This window comes from Vreelandella xerophytica (assembly GCF_968048975.1).
Map to the genome: position 1 here is coordinate 1,513,167 of NZ_OZ309106.1, position 14,927 is coordinate 1,528,093.

Sequence of the window (14,927 nt, forward strand, 5' to 3'; positions counted from 1 at the left end):
GTTCAGGGTATCGCTTGCGTACTCGTCACTATTCACGACTTGGTGGCTCCAGAACCCGGGTTTTCCAGAAGCACGGCTTCTTCATTGCGCTCGACGATCTCGCCGATGCGGTAGACGGTTTCCCCCTGGTTTTGCAGGTAGCTTGCCGCCTCGTCGGCTTGCGCTTCAGGCACCACGACGACCATGCCGATACCGCAGTTGAGCACCCGATGCATTTCCACTTCGCTGACATTGCCCTTGGCCTGCAGCCAGTTGAACACGGCCGGGCGCTGCCAGGTGCTCACGTCGATGCGCGCGGCAAGATCATCCGGCAATACGCGAGGAATGTTCTCCAGAAGGCCGCCGCCGGTGATATGCGACAAGGCGTGGACCGCCAGGTCGGTTTCGCGCATCATCGCCAGAAGTGGTTTCACGTAGATGCGGGTAGGCGCCATCAGTGCATCGCCCAGAGTCACGCCATCCAGGGTTTCCTCCAGCGACGACGCGTTCACCTCGAGGATCTTGCGGATCAACGAGTAGCCGTTGGAGTGGGGGCCGGAGGAGGCCAGGCCAAGAAGAACATCACCCTGCGCCACCTGGCTGCCGTCCAGGATCTTGGCCTTTTCGACCACGCCGACACAAAAGCCTGCCAGGTCGTAGTCGCTGCCTTCGTACATGCCCGGCATCTCTGCCGTTTCACCGCCGACCAGCGCGCAGCCCGCCTGCTCGCAGCCCGCGCCGATGCCGGTCACCACATCCGCGGCGATATCCACATCGAGCTTGCCGGTTGCGTAGTAATCGAGAAACAGAAACGGCTCGGCCCCCGCCACGATGAGATCGTTGACGCACATGGCCACCAGGTCGATACCGATGGTGTCGTGCTTGCCAAGGTCCATCGCCAGACGAAGTTTCGTGCCTACCCCGTCGGTACCTGTCACCAGCACCGGCTGGCTGTAGCCCGCTGGCAGCTCGCTGAGCGCCCCGAACCCGCCGAGCCCGCCCATCACCTCAGGGCGCGTCGTGCGTTTGGCGACGTGCTTGATGCGCTCAACCAAAGCGTTGCCGGCATCGATATCGACCCCGGCATCCTTGTAGCTAAGTGAAGGGGAAGCCTGAGAAGGGGTTGTCTGGGTCATGACAGGTCCTTTAGAGCCTATGGCAGTACGGGATAGGAGGGCGTGTGGCCGGTGCTGGTAAATAATCGGGCGGATTGTACCATTTGGTAATCATTGCCGCATCGGCGTGTCGAGTTATCTCGCAAGACGCGTTACCTTAGGCGGTCAACCGGGATTCAACTGGCCATATGGCCACGGCTTCAAAGGCGAGATCGCATGCGCAACTCTTGGTGGGGAATAGTGCTGTTGGTAGTGCTGGTGGGCTTTGTCTACCTGCTGGATTCGGTATTGATGCCGTTTATCGCCGGAATGATCCTGGCCTACCTGGTGGATCCCGTGGCCAACAAGCTCCAGCACTGGGGAATGAGGCGGCCCTTTGCCGTGGCCAGTGTTTTCGTGGCGCTGTTTTTGATCCTGGCGCTGGCGCTTTTGATTTTGATACCGCTGATCGTTCAGCAAATCAAACAGCTCGGTGAAATACTGCCCAACGTCTTTACCTGGGTGGAGAATCGTCTGGCGCCCCAGATATTGGAATGGACCGGCTACGATGTCCGCTCTGAACTTGGCAACTTGCAGGCTACACTTGCCGAAAACTGGCGGGATGCCGGGGGCTATGTGGCCCAGGCGCTGGGACAGATTGGGCGCTCCGGGGCTGCATTCATCACCTGGATTACCTACGTGGCGCTGATCCCCGTGGTCACTTTCTATCTGCTGCTGGACTGGGACCGATTGCTTGGCAACATCGCAGCGCTTATTCCACGTCACTGGGCGAGCGATACCGCAAGGCTTGCCAAACGCTGCGACGAGGTACTCGCCGCTTTCCTGCGCGGCCAGCTTCTGGTCATGCTCTGTCTGGGTGTTATTTACGCCGTAGGGCTTACGCTGATGGGGCTCAATTTTGGCTTGTTGATCGGCGTGGTATCGGGACTGGTCAGCATCGTGCCTTTTTTAGGATTTATCGTGGGGCTGGGGGTGGCGCTGATCGTGGCGTTCTTCCAGTTCGATACCTGGTGGGGGCTTTTGGGCGTGCTTGCGGTATTCAGCGTTGGACAAGTTGCGGAAAGCGTTGTATTACAACCCAAATTGCTGGGCGATAAAATTGGTCTTCACCCGGTAGCGGTCATCTTTGCCGTGCTGGCCGGGGGCAGTCTTTTTGGATTCACTGGCGTACTATTAGCGCTTCCAGCAGCGGCGGTTATCATGGTGCTCCTGCGCGAGGTGATCGATCGCTATAAAAAGAGCGAGCTTTACGGCGAGGATCCGCTGGTCAATGCGGAGCCCATTCACCGGCTCGACCATTACAAAGACAGGGAGATTCCATGAGCAGAGTACCGGCTCAGCTACCGCTAGGTGTGGGGCTTCGTGACGACGCAACGTTTGGCAACTACTTTGCTTCAAGCGCCAACGCCTCGCTTCTTGAGTCGCTGACCCGCCAGCTCACCCCCCAGGCCGAGCCTTTCATCTATCTTTGGGGCGCCCCCAACAGCGGGCGTAGCCATTTGCTGCAGGCCGCCTGCCATGCGGCCTCCGACAGCGATAAGCGTGCCCTTTATCTTCCGCTTGCGGATCTGGGACACTTTCCCCCCTTGATGCTGGAGGATATCGAGCGTCTGGATCTGGTCGCCATTGACGATCTGGAATGCGTTATCGGTCGCAAGCGCTGGGAGGAGGCGCTCTTTCACGCCTTCAACCGGCTGCGCGATGCCAATAAAGGCTTGATCATCACGGCAAGCGCACCGCCGCGTCAGCTTAACGTCGCGCTTTCCGATCTGGCTTCGCGCTTGAGCTGGGGGGTTACATACCACCTGCGCTCCCTGGATGACGCGGGCCGACTGGAGGCTCTTAAACTGCGCGCCCGCGCCCGGGGAATGGAACTGCCCGACGATGTGGCGCGTTATATTCTTCACCGTGGTCCAAGAGAGCTTGGCGAGCTTTGCAAGGCGCTGGACACGCTGGATCAGGCCACGCTTTCCGCCAAGCGAAAACTCACCATTCCCTTTGTCAAATCGGCGCTTTACTGGTAGCGCCGAACGCCTTCTGGAAAGCTTGGTGATGGGATAATTGCTCAGCCCTGATGGCCCATCTGTTGAGCCGCCTGCCGCGCTTTTTGCACGTTCTGCTCGGTCAGCTTCTGGCTTTTCTGGAAAAAGTCGCGCTGGATAGAGGCAACTGTATCGGCGTTCCCCTTGACCCGCTCGACAACCTGCTTGGCGACCCGCTGCTGACCTTCCATGTAGTCACGAAGCGCTTCGGCGTCCTTGACCTCCATCAGTTTACGCGCCTGTTCAATGCCAATGTCAGCGTAAGCCTTTTGCGCCTCTAGCTGTGCGTTGAACATCCTTTCAGAAGCATCCACGCCAAGCGCGGCAAATGTCTGCATGGGAGCCATGAAAAGCTGCTGAAACTGTTCACCCAAGGGTGAGTTGTTGAAGGTGGTCATGGTGATCTCTCCGGGGAATCTGGTTGAGTGCTTATGAGTAGGCTGTGCTGCGTTGCAGCATAGCAAGGCGGTGTGTGTGCTGCAATCTCGATGCTTTGCAGGTCAAGGGCGCTTCAACGGGTTTACCGGGGCAATATATCAGGACGTCATGTTGTCCTTGGCGGTATCGACGACTAGGGTGAATCAGGTAGCCGCGCTAAATGCGCGGACATCGGTCGAGTAAAAGGAGTCATCGTATGGAAACACGTATCGAGCGCGACAGCATGGGAGAGCTTGAGGTGCCGGCAAGCGCACTTTATGGCGCCCAAACGCAGCGGGCCATCAATAACTTTCCGGTCTCCAGCACCCCCATGCCGACGGCCTTCGTGCATGCGGTGGCACGTATCAAGCTGGCCGCGGCTCGCTGCAATCTGGAGCTTGGCCTTCTGGATAAAGAGCGGGCCCAGGCAATTGAAAGGGCCGCCCAGTCGGTCATCAATGGTGAACACGATGATCAGTTTCCCATCGATGTCTACCAGACCGGTTCGGGTACCTCGACCAACATGAACGTCAACGAAGTGCTGGCAACGCTTGCCTCACGTGAGGGGGTGGAGGTCACACCCAACGATCATGTGAACATGGGCCAGTCGAGCAACGACGTGATTCCCAGCGCCATTCACGTGGCGGCCGCCATTGCCGTGAACGAGTCGCTGCGCCCGGCGCTGGTGACGCTGCGCGACACCATCGATCAGCGCGCCAATGAACTCAAGGACGTAGTGAAGACCGGCCGAACCCACCTGATGGACGCCATGCCCCTGCGGATGGACCAGGAGCTGGGCGCCTGGTCGAGTCAGGTAGGACAGGCCATCGAACGCTTTGACAGTGCCATGCAGCGCCTGCAGCGCCTTGCCCAAGGGGGCACTGCCGTAGGCACGGGCATCAATGCTCCTGAAGGCTTTGCCGAGAAGATGGCCAGTGAATTGAGCCGGCAGACCGGGCTGAGCTTCTCACCCAACGACAGCTTTTTTGCCAGCCTTTCAAGCCAGGACGCCGCTGTCGAACTCTCCGGCCAGTTGAAAGGGTTTGCCTGTGTCGTCATGAAGATCGCCAATGATCTGCGCTGGATGAACTCGGGGCCGCTGGCAGGGCTTGGTGAAATCGAGCTCGAGGCGCTTCAGCCGGGCAGCTCGATCATGCCGGGCAAGGTCAACCCGGTGATTCCTGAATCCGCCGCCCAGGCTGCCGCTCAGGTTATCGGCCTGGATACGGCGATTACCGTAGCGGGCCAGAGTGGCAACTTCCAGCTCAACGTGATGCTGCCGCTGGTTGCCTCGAACCTGCTAAGCTCGATCACCCTGATGAGCAACACCGCTGACCTGCTTGCCAAGCGTGCCATCGCGACGTTCAAGGTACGTGAGGATCACCTTCAGGAGCCGCTGGCGCGTAACCCCATATTGGTAACCGCGCTGAACAGTACCATCGGCTACAACGCAGCGGCAGCAGTGGCCAAAAAGGCGTATCAGGCCGGCCGGCCGATCATCGATGTCGCCGAAGAAGAGACCGATCTGGACCGCGCTACCCTGGAGCGGCTGCTGGACCCGGCCGTGCTGACCAGGGGCGGCGTACCCGAGTAAGCCCTGTGGGCAAGGCGGATCAGCGCTCCTGCTTTTCCGTCTGCCCTTCGCGAATGGTTTCATCCGCTTCTTCCCGCTCTTGTTCGCTTGCCTCGGGCGTTTCCTGCTCGTCTTGTCGAGAAGGCCGATAGCAAAAACGCGCCAGAATAGGGAAGTGGTCCGAGCCGAAGGCTTCCAGGCGCTTCATGTTCACCAATGTAAAGTGTTCGGTGACAAAGATATGATCCAGCGGCCAGCGAAGCATCGGATAGCTGGCGTGAAAGGTGCTGAACATGCCGCGCCCGCGGCGCGGGTCGAGCATTCCGCCCACGCGGCAAAAGCGCCGCGTGGTGCCCGACCAGGCCACATCGTTCAAATCCCCCGCCACAAGCGTCGCTTTCGGGTGTTCGTGAATTTCCTTGCCCACCCATAAAAGCTCGGCGTCCCGCCAAAGTGACTTGTCGCTCTCGCTTGGCGCAGGAGGGCGTGGATGTACCGCGTAAAGACGAATCTTGGCGCCGCTTTTCAGGGTCACGAAGGTATGAATCGACGGAATATCCTCCTGAATCAGCCATTTGATCTGGGTCTGGTCGAGCTCCAGGCGCGAATAAAGGTGCATTCCGTACAGATTGTCCAGCGGGATCTTGACGCTGTAAGGCCATTGTTCATCCAGGGCTTCGTCCAGGTGCTGCTGCCACCACTCATCGGATTCCAGCGTAAGCACGATGTCCGGCTGGCTCGCCTTGATCATTTCCGTGAGTTTACGGGCGTTATGATTGGGGGTCAGCACGTTGGCGATCAGCAGCGTAATGGTCTGCTCATCCGGCGGGCTCTTGGCCGACTTGACCTCGACAGGCCAGACTCTTGTCCAGGGTAGAATGTAACCTACCTGAATCATCAGGCTGATGAGGGAGAGAATGCCGGCGAGCGAGCGCCAGAGCCCGGGCTCCAGGAGAAGGAAAACGGCCACCGCGTTGAGCAGGGCGATGGAGGCGATCTGGACGCGCGGGAACTCGAAGCTGCGGATAAACCACCAGCGAAGGGGAATACGGGCGATAAGGGTGGCAAGAAAGAGCAGCGTCGCAACGGCGCCAAGCAAGGGCCCAAGCAAATCAACCTCCTTAACATAGGATAATTCAGTCTTCGTGTTAGCTTAGCTGGCTTGTGAAAGGCGTGTCGATGTAAAAGAGAACTTTCTTTTCAATACCCTATAAAAAGCATCAGATAAAAAAATCGGTTGCAATTAAACTCTGAAGACGTAAAATACGCACCGCAATGAAGGACCATAGCTCAGTTGGTTAGAGCGCCACGTTGACATCGTGGAGGTCGGCGGTTCAAATCCGCCTGGTCCTACCATATTGTGCGAAAGTTTGTGTGAAAGTACTTGTCTGAAGGACCATAGCTCAGTTGGTTAGAGCGCCACGTTGACATCGTGGAGGTCGGCGGTTCAAATCCGCCTGGTCCTACCAAGAATTCAAGAAAATGCCCCGAGCTCATGCTCGGGGCATTTTTTCATGTCTGCCGTTTTTACGTGCTAGGCGCCAGCTGAACCGGGAAAGTCCGTTTGGCGAATGAACGTCTTCACCAGGGCCTCGATGCCGGTCTGGTCCTGCTGGCTGAAGCGGGCAAGTTCGGGACTGTCGATATCCAGTACGCCCCAGACGACGCCTTCGATGACGATGGGGACGACAAGCTCTGATTGCGAGGCGGCGTCGCAGGCGATGTGATCTGCCACAGCGTGAACGTCGTCCACGCGCTGGGTAGTCTGGGTACGCGCCGCCGCGCCGCAGACGCCTTTACTGAATGGAATCGGGTTGCAGGCGGGATTGCCCTGAAAAGGACCCAGGCTCAGCATATCGGGATCGCGCTGCAGGTAGAAGCCCACCCAGTTGAGCGATTCGAGTGCCTGCATGATAAAGGCGCTGGTCTGAGCGGTATTGGTCAACCAGTCGCGGGTATCGAGCAGTGCCTCGAGCTGGCGGTTTAGCAAGGCATAGTCAACGAAGGCCATGTATTACCCCCTAAAAAAGCAGGCCAGCCATACGGCCAGCCTGTGGTGTGACATCACGGGTGTTCTTGCGAGTTACTCGACCCAGCCCGGCACCGCGCCGCCCTGGAACAGTTCTTCCGCTTTTTCGATCACTTCATCGCGCTGGTAGGCGTCGACCAGCTGACGAATCTCTTCGCGCTCTTCGTCACCGCTTCTTACCGCAATCAGGTTGACGTAGGGCGACTCGGCGCCTTCTCTTACCAGTGCATCATCAAGACTCAGCCCCGCGGGTTGGGCGAAGGTGTTGTTGATGAATGCCATGTCCACGTCCGGCAGTACGCGCGGCAGCTGCGCGGCTTCGATTTCGCGGAAACGGAACTTGCGCGGATTCTCGGCGATATCGATCGGCGTCGCTTCGAGGTTCTCGGGATCGTTCAGGGTGATCAGGCCCTCGTTGTGCATCAGGATCAGCGCGCGACCTTCGTTGGTCGGGTCGTTGGGCAGGGCGATTTGAGCGCCGTCCGGCAGGTCATCGATGCTGTCGAATTTTTCCGAATACGCGCCGATCGGGTAAACGAAGGTGTAGCCGGCAGCAACCAGATCGTAGCCCCGGTCGTTGTTCATCGTTTCCAGGTAGGGTTCGTGCTGGTAGGCGTTGGCATCCAGGCTGCCATCGGCAAGCGCCACGTTGGGCGTCACGAAATCGGTAAATTCGATGATTTCGACGTCGAGGTTGTACTCCTGCTTGGCAATGCGCGCGGCGACTTCCATCACCTCGGTTTCCGGGCCGGCCACGGTGCCCATCCGGATGCTGCGAGCTTCCTGAGCGTTAGCCACGTTGATGGCCAGAGCCAAGGCGGTCAGGCCGCCAAGTAACGGTTTATTCAAGGTCATTCTCCTGTTGACGTGCCGTGTTGGTAAAACATTATAGCAATAAAAAAAATTTCGATAATGCTTTTTGGTTATATGGGTGATTGACTCAGACGATTCAGCGCCGCTATTTACGGTCGCTTTTACGTACCAGGTAGTCGCCCAGGCTCTGAAAGCCCTGCACCATCACCACCAGGATCACTACCGTGATCAGCATGATGGTGGGGTTGAAACGGTTGTAGCCGTAGCGAATACCCAGGTCTCCCAGACCGCCGCCGCCCACGGCACCCGCCATGGCCGAGTAACTTACGAGTGTCACCACGGTAATCGTCAACCCCGTGATGATGCCGCCACGGGCTTCGGGAATGAGCACTTTGCAGATGATCTGCCAGGGCGTGGCGCCCATGGACTGAGCGGACTCGACAAGCCCGGGCGAGAGCTCGTTGAAGGCGCCTTCGATCAGTCGGGCGACAAACGGGACCGCGGCAATCGTCAGCGGCACCGAGGCGGCATTGATGCCGATCGAGGTGCCTACCAGCATTCGCGTGAAGGGAATGATCGCTACCATCAGGATGATGAAGGGAATCGAGCGGCCGATATTGGTGATGATGCTCAATACTTGATTCAACGCCGGCATCGCAAGTATCTGGCGCGGGCGGGTCACGTAGAGCATGACGCCAAGAGGCAGGCCCAGAAGTGTTGAAATGACACCCGAGATGGCCACCATGTAAAGCGTATCCAGCGTCGCCTGTAAAATGAGATCAAACATTGCGCTGGACATAGCCAAGTACCTCTACCTGTAGTTGATGCGCTTCAAGATAAGCCATTGCTTGTTGCGTCTGCTCATGACTGCCCAGCAGTTCGGCAATCATCAACCCCAAGGTGCGCTCCTGAATGGATTCCACCTTCGCCTGCACGATGCTGACATCCACATCGCACTCCCGGGCCAGACGCGAAATCAGCGGGGTGGAAACCGAATCGCCAGAAAACGTCAGACGCACCACGGGGTGGGATGTGGCGCCGGGGGTGTCTGCAAGGCGTGCAGTAAGCTCTTTGGGTGGGCTGAGCTGTAGAAAGTCGTTAAGAAATTCGCGACCCAGTGCGGTGCGCGGGGCAGTGAAGAAATCCCCTACATCGGCGTCTTCGACCAGCTCACCATTGGATATCAGGCTGACGCGGTGACAAATCGATTTCACCACCTCCATCTCATGGGTTATCAACAATATAGTGATGCCCAGCTGCTGATTGATATCGCGCAGAAGTTCGAGAATGGAGCCGGTGGTTTGCGGGTCCAGTGCCGAGGTCGCCTCGTCACACAGCAATACGTGAGGCTTGCTGGCCAGCGCCCGGGCAATGGCGACACGCTGTTTCTGCCCGCCGGAAAGCTGCGCTGGATACATTGTGGCTTTATCTGCCAGGCCGACCATGTCAAGCAAGGGTGTCACGCGGGTTTCGATGGCGCTGCGCTTTTCACCCATCAGCTCAAGGGGCAGGGCAACGTTATCAAACACCGCACGGGTAGTGAGCAGGTTGAAGTGCTGGAAGATCATGCCGATGCGGTGACGAGCCCGATTGAGCTCGGCGCGACGCAAGGTGGTGATCTCGCGATCATCCACCCGTACACTGCCGGTACTGGGGCGCTCCAGTAGGTTGACACAGCGAATCAGCGTCGATTTACCTGCCCCGGACAACCCGATAACACCGTGGATTGCCCCTTTGGGAATGGAGAGGTTGACGTTCTTGAGGGCATGGACCGCGCGAGCGCCGCTGCCGTAGGTTTTACTGACGTTGCTAAGTTCGATCATAGCGTCTGCCTTAGTCGTAGGCTGAAGACGTGAAGTGAGGGGGGCTTGAAACAAAAAAAGGCCACCCATACGGGTGGCCATCAACGCTGGACACACCCTTTTAGCTGCACTTCACCATGCCATCAGCTGGTGGACGCCCGCAATCTGGGTACAAATCGGCGTCTAAACATTTGCGCCGAAAGTCTAAATAGAGCCCATCAGCTTGTCAATTAAAGCAAGTGTTTTAAACGTGCATGGCGCTCGAGAGCGGCTATCTGCAGCAACAGTACGGATGTGAAGCGAAAGAATGAGCAAGTGGCATTCAACAAGGCCCTGGGTCGTACTTAAGGGACGATTCAATAAAAATGACTCGGCTCTTTAGCTCCGCGCTCATTCAAGGCGATAATGGTTTCATGCATGACGTCTAGGACTATCGACCGGCAGCCAGAAGGAAAAGTGATGTTTACAGGTATCGTACAGGGCACCGCGGAGATCATCGAAATCCGTGAGCTTGAGGAATTTCGTACCCACGTCGTTGCGCTGGGGCCCGAATTGCGCCAGGGACTGAATATTGGTGCATCCGTTTCCCATAACGGCGTGTGCTTGACCGTGACCGCCCTCGATGGAGAGAAGGTCAGCTTCGATCTGATGCGCGAGACCTTGAGACTGACCAATCTTGGTGCACTGGGCGTGGGCGAGTGCGTTAATATAGAGCGCGCCGCACGCTTTGGTGATGAGATTGGCGGGCACTCCATGTCCGGCCATATCATTGCCATGGCCGAGGTGGTCGCCATCGATGAGGCGCCCAACAACCGTCGGCTGTGGTTTTCGTTGCCTGCCGCGCTTGGGCGGTTCGTGTTCGAGAAAGGCTACATTGGCGTGGACGGCATCAGTCTGACCATCGGAGATGTTCGCCACCAAGATCAGCGAGTGGAATTCAGCGTCAATCTTATCCCTGAGACCCTCGCGCGAACGGTATTGAAAGAGCGTTTGCCGGGGACGCGGGTAAATATCGAGATCGACCCGCAAACCCAGGTGATCGTGGAAACGGTAGAACGTATGCTGGCGGCGCGGGGTTAACGCGCCAGGCGGTGACAAGTGACGCTGCCCGGCGGCCTTTCTCAAGCGCCGCTGTGTTAATGCCACTTTTACGTTAGCGACACACTTGCAGCCACATTATAAAAAAACGGCCGAGCTGACCACATGGTCAAGGCATGGCCTGAAGATTGCTAGATAGTCAGGGCGGGTGTTCTCCCGCATTAGTGTGTCGCGCGTTGTCAGCCTCGCATCGCAAAGGGGCTTTCGGTAGTATGTGCGGCTTTTCTCGCATCCAGGGGCGCAGGGATAAAAACGATATGAAAGGTTTGGATAACTACTTCAAGCTCACCGAGCAGAAGACCAACGTCAAAACCGAGGTAATCGCCGGAATTACCACGTTTTTGACCATGGCTTACATCATCTTCGTGAACCCGAGCATTTTATCGGAAGCGGGGATGGATTACGGTGCGGTGTTCGTGGCCACCTGCGTTGCTGCGGCCATTGGCTGTTTCGTGATGGGCTTGTGGGCCAATTACCCGATCGCCCAGGCGCCGGGCATGGGGCTGAACGCCTTTTTCACCTACGGGGTAGTGCTGGGGATGGGCTACACCTGGGAGACGGCGCTGGGCGCGGTCTTTCTCTCGGGTCTGACCTTCTTCTTGCTCAGCATCTTCAAGATCCGGGAATGGATCATCAACTCCATTCCGCTGTCGCTTCGCCTGGGTATCGCCGCGGGTATCGGCCTCTTTCTGGCGATGATCGCGCTGAAAAATGCCGGTATCGTGGTTGCCAACCCCGCAACGCTCGTGTCACTGGGAGATCTGTCCCAGCCGGCGCCCATCTATGCGCTGCTGGGGTTTTTCGTGATTACCGCCCTGGCTTATCTGAACGTCACCGGCGCGGTGATGATCGGCATTCTGGGCGTCACCGTCCTGGCCATGGTTCTGGGGCATAACGAGTACGGCGGACTGATGTCCATGCCGCCCTCGATTGCGCCCACCTTCATGGCCATGGATCTGATGGGCGCGCTGGATGTGGCGATGCTCAGCGTAATCTTTGCGTTCTTGTTCGTGGATCTTTTCGATACCTCGGGCACGCTGGTGGGTGTTGCCCACCGCGGCAAGCTCTTGGACAAGGACGGCAAGCTTCCGCGCATCGGTCGCGCCATGATGGCCGACAGCACCGCTTCCATGTCCGGTGCCGTGCTGGGTACTTCGACCACCACCAGTTACATTGAGTCCACGGCCGGTATCGCCTCGGGCGGACGCACCGGTCTGACCGCTGTGGTCGTGGGTGTCTTGTTCTTGATCAGCCTGTTTTTTGCGCCCCTGGCCGGCTCGATTCCGGCCTACGCTACCGCCGGCGCGCTTTTGTACGTGGCGGTGCTCATGGCGGGAAGCCTGGCCCATGCCAACTGGGAAGACCCCACCGACGCCGCTCCGGTATTGATTGCCGCCCTGGCCATGCCGCTGACGTTCTCGATCGCCGACGGTATTGCCCTGGGCTTTATCAGTTTCGTGGGTATCAAGACGCTGTCAGGTCGGTTCAAGGACCTGAATCCGGCGGTTGTCGTTCTGGGGCTCTTGTTTGCAGTTAAATTCTTCTTCTTCGGCTAGGCGTTGGCCCGGCTTTGCATTAACCAATGAGAGACGCGATGAGCATCTACGGCGACTATATCAAGTCCGTTATTCGCACGGTTCCCGACTGGCCTGAAAAGGGCGTCAATTTTCGTGACATTACCCCTTTGCTGCAAAACAGCTCCGCCTTTCGCAAACTGATCGATAGTTTCGTACACCGCTATCAGGACATGGATCTGGATGCCATTGCGGCGATCGACGCGCGGGGCTTCATCATCGGCGCGCCGTTGGCTTATGAGCTGGGTTGTAGCTTCGTGCCGGTGCGCAAGAAGGGCAAGCTCCCGTTCAAGACCATCAGCGAAACCTACACTCTGGAGTATGGCCATTCCGAAGTGGAGCTGCATGCCGATGCCTTCGAGAAAAACGATCGTATTCTGCTGATGGATGACTTGATTGCCACTGGCGGTACCATGCTGGCCGCCGCCAATCTGATTCAGCGCAGCGGTGGTCAAGTGATCGAAACATCGACGATCATCGATCTACCTGAGCTGGGTGGTTCCCGGAAAATTCGCGACGCTGGCTTTAGCGTATTCGCGGTATGTTCATTCAACGAAGACGAGTAGCATCTCTTATGAGCAGCGAACGCTATCATCAGCATTTCACGGTTTCCTGGGACCAGCTTCAACGCGACGTACGAGCCCTTTGTCATCAGCTTATCGAACGCGACTTCAAGGGGATCGTGGCGATTACCCGCGGAGGGCTGATTCCCGCTGCGCTGATCGCTCGGGAGCTCAATATTCGTCTGATCGATACCGTCTGTATCAAAAGCTACGATCATATGGACCAGGGTGGCCTCGACATCATGAAAGGCGTGGATCATGATGGAGAGGGATGGCTTTTGGTGGACGATCTGGTCGATACGGGCAAGACCGCCCGCTCAGTGCGGGAAATGCTCCCTAAGGCGCACTTCGTGACCATTTACGCCAAGCCCGAGGGCCGCCCGTTGGTGGATCAGTATCTGACCGAAGTGGGGCAGCACTGCTGGATTCAATTTCCCTGGGACATGGGCATCGCCTATGTCGAACCTCTTGTGGACCAGATGAAGAAATGACATGACGGATCCTCTACCCAAGGACTGGAGCCAGTGGCTGGGACAGGAATTTCAGACCGACTACATGGCGTCGCTGAAAGTGTTTCTGGCCGAAGAGAAAGCGGCGAAGAAGGTCATTTACCCGCACTCGTCCAACTGGTTTCGTGCCTTTGAACTGACGCCGCTTGACAGGGTCAAGGTGGTGATCCTGGGTCAGGATCCGTACCACGGGCCGAACCAGGCTCATGGGCTCTGCTTTTCGGTCAAACCCCAGGTCAGGGTGCCGCCGTCGCTTGTCAATATCTATAAAGAGCTTGAAAGCGATCTGGGAGTCAAACCGGTCAATCACGGTTTTCTGGAGCCCTGGGCCAGCCAGGGCGTGCTGCTTTTGAATACCGCCTTGACGGTGGAGCAGGGAAACGCGGCTTCCCACCGGGGCAAAGGGTGGGAAGGCTTTACCGATCGCGCGATCGAAACGGTGAGCGAGCATGCCGGCCCCTGCGTCTTTCTACTCTGGGGCAGCCATGCGCGGCAGAAAAAGGCGCTCATCGACACGTCGCGCCACCTGGTTCTGGAGTCGCCCCACCCATCGCCGCTTTCCGCGCACCGGGGGTTTCTGGGCAACCGGCACTTCTCTCAGGCCAATCAGTTCCTGAAAGAGCAGGGCCGTACGCCAATTGAATGGCAATTGCCCGACGCCCCTTAACCTTGAAGGCGGTTGCGGGTAGAATAGCGCGCAATTTTGCGCCCGCTGAGCGCGCCTAACCCTGCAATGAGGTAGTTCCATGAGTGTTTATGCCATTGATCATCCGCTAGTCCAGCACAAGTTGGGCCTCATGCGGGAAGTGGATCTGAGCACCAAAAGCTTTCGCGAGCTGGCAGGGGAGGTCGCCAAGCTTCTGACATATGAAGCGACCAAGGGCCTGGAGCTTGAAGATCATCAGATCGAAGGCTGGAACGGCGAACCCATCGCGACGCGTCGTTTGAAAGGCAAGAAGGTGACGGTGGTGCCGATTCTTCGCGCCGGCCTTGGCATGCTCGAAGGCGTCACCGACCTGATTCCCAGCGCCCGGGTAAGCGTGGTCGGGCTTTATCGCGATGAAGAGACGCTGGAGCCGGTGCCTTACTTCGCCAAGTTCGCCAACGATATCGAGGAGCGCATGGCGATCGTCATCGACCCGATGCTGGCAACCGGCGGCTCGATGGTGGCCACTCTGGACATGCTTCGCGAGCGCGGTTGCGACAGCATGAAGGTGATTGTGCTGGTGGCGGCCCCGGAAGGTATCGAACGCGTCCAGAAAGCCCATCCGGATGTCGAGATCTATACGGCATCCATCGACGAGCGCCTCGACGAGAACGGCTATATCGTTCCCGGCCTGGGCGATGCCGGCGACAAGATCTTCGGTACACGCTGAGCGTGTTGCCCTCCAATGCCCCTTGCGCCTTGCGTCG

Annotated in this window: 16 protein-coding genes and 2 tRNA genes; 11 read left to right on the forward strand and 7 right to left on the reverse strand. The window is 57.9% G+C overall.

Annotation, left to right across the window (positions count from 1 at the left end):
* Positions 1 to 32: 32 nt before the first annotated feature.
* The gene (gene purM, locus ACWF8S_RS07195; protein WP_447556171.1) at positions 33 to 1,115 is read right to left on the reverse strand and encodes a phosphoribosylformylglycinamidine cyclo-ligase; all 1,083 of its coding nucleotides are present in this window, start codon (positions 1,113 to 1,115) and stop codon (positions 33 to 35) included.
* A 195-nt stretch (positions 1,116 to 1,310) separates the two neighbouring features.
* Between purM and ACWF8S_RS07200 the strand changes: the two genes are divergently transcribed.
* Positions 1,311 to 2,417 (forward strand): AI-2E family transporter, encoded by a 1,107-nt coding sequence (locus ACWF8S_RS07200; protein ID WP_447556172.1) that lies wholly within the window; start codon positions 1,311 to 1,313, stop codon positions 2,415 to 2,417.
* Entirely contained in the window at positions 2,414 to 3,118 is a 705-nt protein-coding gene (hda, locus tag ACWF8S_RS07205) for a DnaA regulatory inactivator Hda (RefSeq protein WP_447556173.1), read from the forward strand. Before ACWF8S_RS07200 ends, hda begins: the two co-directional genes overlap by 4 nt.
* Positions 3,119 to 3,159: 41 nt before the next feature.
* Here the strand turns inward: hda and ACWF8S_RS07210 are convergent, their stop codons facing one another.
* Entirely contained in the window at positions 3,160 to 3,534 is a 375-nt protein-coding gene (locus ACWF8S_RS07210; RefSeq protein ID WP_447556174.1) for a phasin family protein, read from the reverse strand.
* Positions 3,535 to 3,770: 236 nt separating this feature from the next.
* On the opposite strand from ACWF8S_RS07210, the gene ACWF8S_RS07215 reads away from it, so the two are divergent.
* Positions 3,771 to 5,147 (forward strand): class II fumarate hydratase, encoded by a 1,377-nt coding sequence (locus ACWF8S_RS07215; protein ID WP_447556175.1) that lies wholly within the window; start codon positions 3,771 to 3,773, stop codon positions 5,145 to 5,147.
* A 19-nt stretch (positions 5,148 to 5,166) separates the two neighbouring features.
* Here the strand turns inward: ACWF8S_RS07215 and ACWF8S_RS07220 are convergent, their stop codons facing one another.
* Positions 5,167 to 6,237 (reverse strand): endonuclease/exonuclease/phosphatase family protein, encoded by a 1,071-nt coding sequence (locus tag ACWF8S_RS07220; protein WP_447556176.1) that lies wholly within the window; start codon positions 6,235 to 6,237, stop codon positions 5,167 to 5,169.
* Between the two features lie 168 nt (positions 6,238 to 6,405).
* Here ACWF8S_RS07220 and ACWF8S_RS07225 point away from each other — a divergent pair.
* Positions 6,406 to 6,482, forward strand: a tRNA-Val gene (locus tag ACWF8S_RS07225).
* Between the two features lie 36 nt (positions 6,483 to 6,518).
* A tRNA-Val gene (locus tag ACWF8S_RS07230) sits at positions 6,519 to 6,595 on the forward strand.
* A 65-nt stretch (positions 6,596 to 6,660) separates the two neighbouring features.
* Here ACWF8S_RS07230 and ACWF8S_RS07235 read toward each other — a convergent pair.
* From ACWF8S_RS07235 to ACWF8S_RS07250, 4 genes are all read right to left on the reverse strand, one after another.
* Positions 6,661 to 7,137, reverse strand: a complete 477-nt coding sequence (locus ACWF8S_RS07235; RefSeq protein ID WP_447556177.1) for a GAF domain-containing protein — start codon at positions 7,135 to 7,137, stop codon at positions 6,661 to 6,663.
* Between the two features lie 72 nt (positions 7,138 to 7,209).
* The gene (locus ACWF8S_RS07240; protein ID WP_447556178.1) at positions 7,210 to 8,004 is read right to left on the reverse strand and encodes a MetQ/NlpA family ABC transporter substrate-binding protein; all 795 of its coding nucleotides are present in this window, start codon (positions 8,002 to 8,004) and stop codon (positions 7,210 to 7,212) included.
* A gap of 109 nt (positions 8,005 to 8,113) precedes the next feature.
* Complete coding sequence (locus tag ACWF8S_RS07245) at positions 8,114 to 8,767, reverse strand: methionine ABC transporter permease (protein ID WP_447556179.1); 654 nt, start codon at positions 8,765 to 8,767, stop codon at positions 8,114 to 8,116.
* Positions 8,748 to 9,791, reverse strand: a complete 1,044-nt coding sequence (locus tag ACWF8S_RS07250) for a methionine ABC transporter ATP-binding protein (RefSeq protein ID WP_447556180.1) — start codon at positions 9,789 to 9,791, stop codon at positions 8,748 to 8,750. Before ACWF8S_RS07250 ends, ACWF8S_RS07245 begins: the two co-directional genes overlap by 20 nt.
* Before the next feature lie 438 nt (positions 9,792 to 10,229).
* On the opposite strand from ACWF8S_RS07250, the gene ACWF8S_RS07255 reads away from it, so the two are divergent.
* The 6 genes from ACWF8S_RS07255 (at position 10,230) to upp (ending at position 14,890) form a co-directional block, all read left to right on the forward strand.
* Positions 10,230 to 10,850, forward strand: a complete 621-nt coding sequence (locus ACWF8S_RS07255; protein ID WP_447556182.1) for a riboflavin synthase subunit alpha — start codon at positions 10,230 to 10,232, stop codon at positions 10,848 to 10,850.
* Between the two features lie 275 nt (positions 10,851 to 11,125).
* Positions 11,126 to 12,424, forward strand: a complete 1,299-nt coding sequence (locus ACWF8S_RS07260) for an NCS2 family permease (protein ID WP_447556183.1) — start codon at positions 11,126 to 11,128, stop codon at positions 12,422 to 12,424.
* Positions 12,425 to 12,462: 38 nt separating this feature from the next.
* On the forward strand, positions 12,463 to 13,008 hold the full coding sequence (locus ACWF8S_RS07265) for an adenine phosphoribosyltransferase (protein WP_447556184.1): 546 nt from the start codon (positions 12,463 to 12,465) through the stop codon (positions 13,006 to 13,008).
* Between the two features lie 8 nt (positions 13,009 to 13,016).
* Positions 13,017 to 13,496 (forward strand): xanthine phosphoribosyltransferase, encoded by a 480-nt coding sequence (gene gpt, locus ACWF8S_RS07270; RefSeq protein ID WP_447556185.1) that lies wholly within the window; start codon positions 13,017 to 13,019, stop codon positions 13,494 to 13,496.
* 1 nt (position 13,497) lies between these two features.
* Complete coding sequence (gene ung, locus ACWF8S_RS07275) at positions 13,498 to 14,181, forward strand: uracil-DNA glycosylase (RefSeq protein WP_447556186.1); 684 nt, start codon at positions 13,498 to 13,500, stop codon at positions 14,179 to 14,181.
* A gap of 79 nt (positions 14,182 to 14,260) precedes the next feature.
* On the forward strand, positions 14,261 to 14,890 hold the full coding sequence (gene upp / locus ACWF8S_RS07280) for a uracil phosphoribosyltransferase (RefSeq protein WP_447556187.1): 630 nt from the start codon (positions 14,261 to 14,263) through the stop codon (positions 14,888 to 14,890).
* Positions 14,891 to 14,927: the final 37 nt, after the last annotated feature.

What these genes read in the sequence shown, in the direction of transcription:
- purM (WP_447556171.1), bottom strand. Translation starts at nt 1,115, where the DNA reads ATGACCCAGACAACCCCTTCTCAGGCTTCCCCTTCACTTAGCTACAAG.
- ACWF8S_RS07200 (WP_447556172.1), top strand. Translation starts at nt 1,311, where the DNA reads ATGCGCAACTCTTGGTGGGGAATAGTGCTGTTGGTAGTGCTGGTGGGC.
- hda (WP_447556173.1), top strand. Translation starts at nt 2,414, where the DNA reads ATGAGCAGAGTACCGGCTCAGCTACCGCTAGGTGTGGGGCTTCGTGAC.
- ACWF8S_RS07210 (WP_447556174.1), bottom strand. Translation starts at nt 3,534, where the DNA reads ATGACCACCTTCAACAACTCACCCTTGGGTGAACAGTTTCAGCAGCTT.
- ACWF8S_RS07215 (WP_447556175.1), top strand. Translation starts at nt 3,771, where the DNA reads ATGGAAACACGTATCGAGCGCGACAGCATGGGAGAGCTTGAGGTGCCG.
- ACWF8S_RS07235 (WP_447556177.1), bottom strand. Translation starts at nt 7,137, where the DNA reads ATGGCCTTCGTTGACTATGCCTTGCTAAACCGCCAGCTCGAGGCACTG.
- ACWF8S_RS07245 (WP_447556179.1), bottom strand. Translation starts at nt 8,767, where the DNA reads ATGTCCAGCGCAATGTTTGATCTCATTTTACAGGCGACGCTGGATACG.
- ACWF8S_RS07250 (WP_447556180.1), bottom strand. Translation starts at nt 9,791, where the DNA reads ATGATCGAACTTAGCAACGTCAGTAAAACCTACGGCAGCGGCGCTCGC.
- ACWF8S_RS07255 (WP_447556182.1), top strand. Translation starts at nt 10,230, where the DNA reads ATGTTTACAGGTATCGTACAGGGCACCGCGGAGATCATCGAAATCCGT.
- ACWF8S_RS07260 (WP_447556183.1), top strand. Translation starts at nt 11,126, where the DNA reads ATGAAAGGTTTGGATAACTACTTCAAGCTCACCGAGCAGAAGACCAAC.
- ACWF8S_RS07265 (WP_447556184.1), top strand. Translation starts at nt 12,463, where the DNA reads ATGAGCATCTACGGCGACTATATCAAGTCCGTTATTCGCACGGTTCCC.
- gpt (WP_447556185.1), top strand. Translation starts at nt 13,017, where the DNA reads ATGAGCAGCGAACGCTATCATCAGCATTTCACGGTTTCCTGGGACCAG.
- ung (WP_447556186.1), top strand. Translation starts at nt 13,498, where the DNA reads ATGACGGATCCTCTACCCAAGGACTGGAGCCAGTGGCTGGGACAGGAA.
- upp (WP_447556187.1), top strand. Translation starts at nt 14,261, where the DNA reads ATGAGTGTTTATGCCATTGATCATCCGCTAGTCCAGCACAAGTTGGGC.